Genomic DNA, 1,854 nt, shown 5'->3' on the forward strand with positions numbered 1-1,854 from the left:
GCCTACGCCACCGGACGCGGCTCCTTCAAGACCCGGGCCAAAGTCGACGTCGAACAGCTCTCGGCGCGCCGCACCGGCCTGGTGGTCACGGAACTGCCATACATGGTGGGCCCGGAAAAGGTGATCGAGAAGATCAAGGACGCGGTCAACGGCAAGAAGTTGACCGGCATCAGCGACGTCGTGGACCTCACCGACCGCCAGCATGGCCTGCGGCTCGTAATCGAGCTCAAGAACGGCTTCAACCCGAACGCAGTACTCCAGCAGCTCTACCGCTTCACACCGATGGAAGACTCGTTCGGCATCAACAACGTCACCCTGGTCGACGGCCAGCCGCAGACCCTGGGCCTGCTGGAACTCTTGTCCGTCTACGTCAACCACCGGATCGACGTGGTGCGCCGCCGTACCTCCTTCCGGCTCGGCAAGAAGAAGGACCGCCTGCACCTGGTCGAGGGCATGCTCATCGCGATCGTGGACATCGACGAGGTCATCCAGATCATCCGCTCCTCGGAGGAGTCCGCCGAGGCCCGCACACGGCTGATGTCCATCTACGACCTCTCCGAAATCCAGGCCAACTACATCCTGGAACTCCGGCTCCGGCAGCTGACCAAGTACTCCCGGATCGAGTTGGAGAAGGAACAGGAGGAGCTCCGCAAGGAGATCGCCGAACTGCAGGCAATCCTCGACTCCCCCGAACTGCTGCGCACGCTGGTCTCGGACGAACTCGGGGAACTCGCCGCCAAGTACGGCACCCCGCGTCGGACCGTGCTGCTCGAATCCGAGGCCGTCTCCCCCACGGTCGCCGCCGCCCTCACCGCCGCGCCCGGCGCGAAGGGCAAGGCCGCCCCGCTCGCCCTCGAAATTGCCGACGACCCGTGCTGGGCCATCCTGACGGTGTCCGGGCAGATCGCCCGCACGGCCAACCAGGACAGCCTCGCCGAGAGCGGGCCACGGACCCGGCATGACGTATTCCGCTCCGTCATCAAGACCTCCGCACGCGGCGAGATCGCTGCGGTCACGTCGCAGGGCCGCATGCTGCGGCTCCAGGTGATGGACATGCCCGTGCTGCCGCCCACCTCGGGCACCCCTAACATGGCCGGCGGCGTGCCCGCCAAGGACTTCATCACCCTGCTCAAGGGCGAGTCCCTCGTCGCGTTCGCCCCGCTGGACCAGGTCCTCGCCCTCGGCACCGCCCAGGGCGTGGTCAAGCGCGTCCAGCCGGACTACCCGCTCAACCGCGAAGACTGGGAAGTGATCGCACTCAAGGACAAGGACACCTTGGTGGGCGTCGATTCCGCCGCCGGCGACGACGACGAGCTGGTCTTCGTGACCCGCCAGGCCCAGTTGCTGCACTTCAGCGCCTCCGCGGTCCGGCCGCAGGGCCGCACCGCGGGCGGCATGGCCGGGATCAAGCTCGCCGCCGGGGACCAGGTGCTGCACTTCGGCACGGCCCGCGCCACCGACGAGGCCGCCGTGGTGGTCACCATCGCAGGCACCGAAGGCGCCCTGCCCGGCACCGCGCCGGGCGCCGCCAAGGTCACGCCGCTGGCGGAATACCCGGCCAAGGGACGCGGTACGGCCGGCGTCAGGGCCCACCGCTTCCTCAAGGGCGAAGACACGCTGCTGCTCGCCTGGGCCGGCCACGGCCCGGCGAAGGCATCCTCGCTGGGCGGGGTGGCACGCTCGCTCCCGGGCGAGCACGGCCGGCGCGACGGCTCCGGCATCCCGCTCTCGCAGGCCATCGACGCGATCGGCCCGAGCATGGCCTGGCCCGAGGAAGCCGCGGCGGACGCCTAGTACAAACACCCGACGCTCCCGCACATCCCGCCCACAAACACCCGACGCTCCCGCACATCC

The 1,854-nt window shown here is 68.9% G+C and carries 1 protein-coding gene; it reads left to right on the forward strand.

The genetic code is table 11. From position 1 onward, the window contains the following. On the forward strand, positions 1-1,794 hold a 1,794-nt coding region (locus tag AB4Y86_RS17950), incomplete at its 5' end, for a DNA gyrase subunit A (RefSeq protein ID WP_441403509.1). Positions 1,795-1,854: the final 60 nt, after the last annotated feature.

This window comes from Arthrobacter sp. 2YAF22_2, from assembly GCF_052114645.1.
Taxonomy (GTDB): Bacteria; Actinomycetota; Actinomycetes; order Actinomycetales; family Micrococcaceae; genus Arthrobacter.